Origin of the sequence: Pseudomonas sp. 30_B, assembly GCF_017491605.1 — a bacterium.
GTDB lineage: Bacteria > Pseudomonadota > Gammaproteobacteria > Pseudomonadales > Pseudomonadaceae > Pseudomonas.
Genome location: NZ_JAFGYY010000008.1, coordinates 235,882 through 242,089, shown reverse-complemented (window position 1 = coordinate 242,089; position 6,208 = coordinate 235,882). Strand labels below are relative to the sequence as shown.

Sequence of the window (6,208 nt, the reverse complement as noted above, 5' to 3'; positions counted from 1 at the left end):
CGCGGCTCGCGCCGAAACGGGAGCCGACCCTAAGATGCGGATAGGGATCGTCAATGACATGCCCCTGGCGGTGGAGGCGATGCGCCGCGCGCTGGCCTTCGAGCCGGCGCACCGGGTCATCTGGGTCGCCGCCAACGGCGCGGAAGCCATCGAGATGTGCGCCGTGCAGAAACCCGACGTGGTGCTCATGGACCTGCTGATGCCGGTGATGGACGGTGTCGAGGCCACCCGCCGGATCATGGCGCAGAGCCCCTGCGCGATCATCGTGGTCACCGTCGACCTGGAAAAGAACATGACCCGCGTGTTCGATGCCATGGGTCACGGCGCGGTGGATGCAGTGAATACCCCGACCATGGGCACCGGTGACGCCTACGAGGCGGCCCGTCCGCTGCTGCGCAAGCTGCAGAACCTCGCCTGGCTCAACGCACCGCGCGATGAGCGCCCGACCAGCACCATCGAATCGCTGCGCAAGGGCGGCGGTGCACGCAAGCTGGTGGCCATCGGCTCCTCCGCCGGTGGGCCGGCGGCGCTGGCCGAACTGTTCAGCCAGTTGCCGGCAAGCTTTTCCGCCGCCGTGGTCGTGGTGCAGCACGTCGACGAGGTGTTCGCCGCCGGCATGGCCGACTGGCTCGCGACCCAGGCGAGCATCCCGGTGCGCCTGGCGCGCCAGGGCGAGCCGCCGCAGCCCGGTTGCGTGCTGCTGGCCGGCACCAATCACCATATCCGTCTGCTTGGCAACGGCGAGCTGGCCTACACCGCCGAGCCGAGCAGCCATATATACCGTCCGTCCATCGACGTGTTCTTCGACAGCGTGGTGGAGAACTGGAGCGGCGACGCCATCGGCGTGCTGCTCACCGGCATGGGCCGTGACGGTGCCGAAGGGCTCAAGCACATGCGCGAGCGTGGCTTCCTCACCCTTGCCCAGGACCAGGGCAGCAGTGCCGTCTACGGCATGCCGAAGGCCGCAGCAGCGATCGGCGCCGCCGTAGAGATACGTGCGCTGGGCGACATCGCCCGACGTCTCGCCGACGTGTGCGGCTAGGAGCTTTCATGAACCCGACACAGAGTACCTACCCCGTGACCACTCCAGGCGATTCCGCCGTGATGGTGCTGCTGGTGGACGACCAGCCGATGATCGGCGAGGCCGTGCGCCGCGCCCTGGCGGACGACCCCAACATCGATTTCCACTTCTGCGCCGACCCGCAGCAGGCGATCGCCCTGGCGATCCAGATCAAGCCGACGGTGATCCTCCAGGATCTGGTGATGCCCGGCGCCGACGGCCTGGCGCTGGTGCGCGACTACCGGGCCAACGTGGCGACCCGTGACATCCCGATCATCGTGCTGTCGACCAAGGAGGAGCCGTCGGTGAAGAGCGCGGCGTTCTCCGCCGGCGCCAACGACTACCTGGTCAAGCTGCCCGACGCCATCGAGCTGGTGGCGCGCATCCGCTACCACTCGCGTTCGTTCCTGGCCCTGCAGCAGCGCGACGAGGCCTACCGCGCCCTGCGTGAAAGCCAGCAGCAGCTGCTGGAAACCAACCTGGTGCTGCAGCGGCTGATGAACTCCGACGGCCTCACCGGGCTGTCCAACCGCCGCCATTTCGACGAGTACCTGGAAATGGAATGGCGCCGCGCGCAGCGTGAGCAGACCCAGTTGTCGATCCTGCTGATCGACGTGGACCACTTCAAGATCTACAACGACACCTTCGGCCACGTGCAGGGCGACGAGGCGTTGCGCCAGGTGGCAGGGGCGATCCGCGCCACCTGCAGCCGCCCATCGGACCTGCCGGCGCGCTACGGCGGCGAGGAGTTCGTCCTGGTACTTCCGGGCACCTCGCCGGGGGGCGCGCGCCTGCTGGCGGAAAAGCTCCGGCGCTCGGTGCAGGACCTGGGGATCGCCCACGAACTGCCATATCCCGGCGCACCGCTGACCATCAGCATCGGCGTGGCCACCGTGACACCGGCGTCCGGCCAGCCGTATCGCCAGCTGATCGAGATGGCCGATGAGGCGCTCTACAACGCCAAGCACGGCGGCCGCAATCAGGTCGGGATCGCGGGCTGAGGCACGTCCGAGGGGCGGGGAAACGACGGCGGTGCTTTGTCGTAAAGCCTGAAAGGCTTGCGAAAAATCACGTATACTTGCCGGCTTTTCTACGCCCTTTACCCGTGAGAGATGCCCGCCATGGAAATCCAACCGATCCTCAACAGCATCAAGGACCTCTCCGACCGTACCCAGTCCATTCGGGGGTATCTTTGACTACGATCTGAAACATGATCGTCTGATCGAAGTAAACCGCGAGCTGGAAGACCCGGCGGTCTGGAACAAGCCCGAATACGCCCAGAACCTGGGCCGCGAGCGCGCCATGCTGGCGCAGATCGTCGAGACCCTCGACGAGCTCACCGGCGGTCTGGCCGACTCCCGCGATCTGCTCGAGATGGCGGTCGAGGAGAATGACGAAGGCGCCGTCAGCGACGTCGAGAGCGAAGTCCAGCGCCTGCGCGAAATCCTCGAGAAGCTCGAGTTCCGCCGCATGTTCAGTGGCGAGATGGACCCGAACAACGCCTACCTGGATATCCAGGCCGGCTCCGGCGGCACCGAAGCCCAGGACTGGGCCAATATCCTGCTGCGCATGTACCTGCGCTGGGCCGACAAGCGCGGCTTCGACGCCACCATCATCGAACTGTCCGAGGGTGAAGTCGCCGGCATCAAGGGCGCCACCGTGCATATCAAGGGCGAGTACGCCTTCGGCTGGCTGCGCACCGAGATCGGCGTGCACCGCCTGGTGCGCAAGAGCCCGTTCGACTCCGGCGCCCGTCGCCACACCTCGTTCTCGGCGGTGTTCGTGTCCCCCGAGATCGACGACAGGGTCGAGATCGAGATCAACCCGGCCGACCTGCGCATCGACACCTACCGCTCCTCCGGCGCCGGCGGTCAGCACGTGAACACCACCGACTCGGCGGTGCGTATCACCCACGTGCCGACCAATACCGTGGTGGCGTGCCAGAACGAGCGCTCCCAGCATGCCAACAAGGACACCGCCATGAAGATGCTGCGGGCCAAGTTGTACGAGCTGGAGATGATGAAGCGCAACGCCGCCGCGCAGGCGCTGGAAGAGAGCAAGTCCGATATCGGCTGGGGTCACCAGATCCGTTCCTACGTGCTCGATGACTCGCGCATCAAGGATCTGCGGACCGGCGTCGAGCGTAGCGACTGCCAGAAGGTTCTCGACGGCGACCTCGACGAGTACCTCGAAGCCAGCCTGAAACAGGGCCTCTGATCCGCACCCGCAAGGGCGGGCCGGGCGGCCCGCTCCTGCCAGTAACCCATTTGATTAAGACGCCAGGCAGATAGAACGACCATGAGCGACCAACAACTCGACGCTACCGAACTGCAACAGGAAGAAAACAAGCTGATCGCCCAGCGCAAGGAAAAGCTTGCCGCCGTGCGTGAGGCCAAGGCCATCGCCTTCCCCAACGACTTCCGCCGCGAGAACTACTTCGCGGACCTGCAGAAACAGTACGAAACCGCGACCAAGGAAGAGCTCGAAGCAGCCGCCATCCCGGTCAAGGTCGCCGGTCGCATCATGCTCAACCGCGGTTCGTTCATCGTCCTGCAGGACAGCAGCGGCCGTCTGCAGGCCTACGTGAACCGCAAGACCCTGCCCGAAGAGACCCTGGCCGAGATCAAGACCTGGGACCTGGGCGACATCATCGGCGCCGAAGGCACCCTGGCCCGTTCCGGCAAGGGCGACCTGTACGTCGAGATGACCAGCGTGCGCCTGCTGACCAAGTCCCTGCGCCCGCTGCCGGACAAGCACCACGGCCTGACCGACACCGAGCAGCGCTACCGCCAGCGCTACGTCGACCTGATCGTCAACGAGGAAACCCGCCACACCTTCCGCGTGCGCTCCCAGGTCATCGCCCACATCCGTCGTTTCCTGTCCGAGCGCGGCTTCCTCGAAGTGGAAACCCCGATGCTGCAGACCATCCCCGGCGGCGCGGCGGCCAAGCCTTTCGAAACCCACCACAACGCGCTGGACATGGCCATGTTCCTGCGTATCGCCCCGGAGCTGTACCTCAAGCGTCTGGTGGTCGGTGGCTTCGAGAAGGTCTTCGAGATCAACCGCAACTTCCGTAACGAAGGCGTTTCGACCCGGCACAACCCCGAGTTCACCATGCTCGAGTTCTACCAGGCCTACGCCGACTACGAAGACAACATGGACCTGACCGAGGAGCTGTTCCGCGAGCTGGCCCAGGCCGTGCTCGGCAGCACCGACGTGCCCTACGGCGACAAGGTCTTCCACTTCGGCGAGCCGTTCGCCCGCCTGTCCGTGTTCGATGCCATCCTCAAGTACAACCCGGAACTCACCGCGGCTGACCTGAACGACCTCGAGAAGGCCCGCGCCATCGCCAAGAAGGCCGGCGCCAAGGTCCTCGGCCACGAAGGCCTGGGCAAGCTGCAGGTGATGATTTTCGAAGAGCTGGTCGAGCACAAGCTGGAGCAGCCGCACTTCATCACCCAGTACCCGTTCGAAGTGTCCCCGCTGGCGCGCCGCAACGACAACGACCCGAGCGTCACCGACCGCTTCGAGCTGTTCATCGGTGGCCGCGAGATCGCCAACGCCTACTCCGAGCTCAACGACGCCGAAGACCAGGCCGAGCGCTTCATGCTGCAGGTCAAGGAGAAGGACGCCGGTGACGACGAGGCGATGCACTACGACGCCGACTTCGTCAACGCGCTCGAATACGGCATGCCGCCCACCGCCGGCGAAGGCATCGGCATCGACCGCCTGGTGATGCTGCTGACCAACTCGCCGTCGATCCGCGACGTCATCCTGTTCCCGCACATGCGCCCGCAGGCGTAAGCGCAGGACTCAGGGAAAGAGGCCGCCTTCGGGCGGCCTTTTTCGTTCTTGCGCCGCAGCGTAACCGAGCTGTAGGAGCAACTGTCTTTGGATGAACCCGTGCCTGTGCTTCCCCCTCATCCCCAGCCCTCTCCCTCAGGGAGAGGGGGCAGATTGTGCCGGCTGACGCCATGGTTTCATCCCATACCGAACGGTTCCCTCTCCCTCTGGGAGAGGGTTAGGGTGAGGGTCGATACGGGCGCAGGAGTATCTGGTAGGAGCGGACCCTGTCCGCGAAATCCATCGCGGCGGACTGCGTGCCGACCGGTGAACGCCTTGGCCTCGTGCCCGCTTCCTCCGGGTGTTCATCCTTCAACGCCGCAATGGCTGTGGGACTTCGCGGACAAGGTCCGCTCCTACGGTCTCCGGCGCTCATCCGACGAATTGAAGTGGCCCGGACGCCCTGTAGCACGTCATACACCCCAAGCCGGACTTCCCGCCGCCCGCCGTGCCATGCCAGCTCCATGCTGTCGTAATAAAGCAAGCGCGGAGCGGCGATTGATTCCCCGTCGAAAAGCCCGAACAATGCGCCATCAGGCCGCGCCGCCGGAGGTAATGCCAGTGACCCAAGTGTCCCCGCGAGACAGCGCCGCGCAAGTCGCCAGCGCCATCGCAGAAAGTGTTCAGTACCAGGGCCGCAAGGCCAGCCGCCAGGGCAGCGAGCAGCGCCGCCAGGCGATCCTCGACGCCGCGCTGCGGATCATCGTCCGCGACGGCGTGCGCGCCGTGCGCCACCGCGCCGTCGCCGCCGAGGCCGGTGTGCCGCTGTCGGCCACCACCTACTACTTCAAGGACATCCAGGATCTCATCACCGACACCTTCGCGCTCTTCGTCGAACGCAGCGCCGAAGCGCTCTCGGCCTTCTGGGCCAGCGTCGAGGGCGATCTGCAGGCGATGGCCGCAAGCCTTGGCCAGGACGACCCCAAGGCGCGCCGCGCGCTGACCGACAACATCGTCGAGCTGGCGATCCAGTACGTGCAGGTGCAACTGAACCAGCGCCGCGAGCACCTGCTGGCCGAGCAGGCCTTCCGCCAGGAGGCACTGCTCAACCCGAGCCTGGTGGAGCTGGCGCAGCGGCACCGGCGCATCCTCTCCCTGGGCGTCGTGCATTTCTTCGAAGTGCTCGGTTCCAGGCAGCCGGAGCAGGACGCCAAGGTGTTGACGGCCATCATCCTGCAGATGGAGTATCAGGGCCTGCTGGACGGGGCCGAGCACCTGCAGATCGATGAAATGCGTGGCATCCTTAGCCGCTACCTCGACCTGGTGATGGGCCTGTAAGCGCAGCAGCATTGCAACCCCGCCGTC

5 protein-coding genes are annotated in these 6,208 nt (G+C 65.6%); all 5 read left to right on the top strand.

Annotated elements, in window-relative coordinates; all coding sequences use genetic code 11:
- Window positions 1-34 precede the first annotated feature (34 nt).
- Window positions 35-1,042 (top strand): chemotaxis response regulator protein-glutamate methylesterase, encoded by a 1,008-nt coding sequence (locus J5M67_RS11765; protein WP_207885494.1) that lies wholly within the window; start codon window positions 35-37, stop codon window positions 1,040-1,042.
- Between the two features lie 8 nt (window positions 1,043-1,050).
- Window positions 1,051-2,061 (top strand): PleD family two-component system response regulator, encoded by a 1,011-nt coding sequence (locus tag J5M67_RS11760; RefSeq protein WP_207885487.1) that lies wholly within the window; start codon window positions 1,051-1,053, stop codon window positions 2,059-2,061.
- Between the two features lie 120 nt (window positions 2,062-2,181).
- Window positions 2,182-3,277, top strand: a protein-coding gene (prfB, locus tag J5M67_RS11755) for a peptide chain release factor 2 (RefSeq protein ID WP_207885486.1) whose coding sequence is annotated in 2 segments (ribosomal slippage) — window positions 2,182-2,253 and window positions 2,255-3,277 — 1,095 coding nt in all. Because the reading frame shifts where the segments join, the coding sequence is not laid out codon by codon here.
- A gap of 81 nt (window positions 3,278-3,358) precedes the next feature.
- Window positions 3,359-4,864, top strand: coding sequence for a lysine--tRNA ligase (gene lysS, locus J5M67_RS11750; RefSeq protein WP_207885485.1), 1,506 nt, complete (start codon window positions 3,359-3,361; stop codon window positions 4,862-4,864).
- A 600-nt stretch (window positions 4,865-5,464) separates the two neighbouring features.
- A complete protein-coding gene (locus J5M67_RS11745; RefSeq protein WP_207885484.1) occupies window positions 5,465-6,181 on the top strand; it encodes a TetR family transcriptional regulator in 717 nt (238 codons plus the stop codon).
- Window positions 6,182-6,208: the final 27 nt, after the last annotated feature.

Bases quoted from the DNA above. Each gene is read 5' to 3' on its own strand.
- J5M67_RS11760 (WP_207885487.1), top strand. From the start codon at position 1,051: ATGAACCCGACACAGAGTACCTACCCCGTGACCACTCCAGGCGATTCC.
- lysS (WP_207885485.1), top strand. From the start codon at position 3,359: ATGAGCGACCAACAACTCGACGCTACCGAACTGCAACAGGAAGAAAAC.
- J5M67_RS11765 (WP_207885494.1), top strand. From the start codon at position 35: ATGCGGATAGGGATCGTCAATGACATGCCCCTGGCGGTGGAGGCGATG.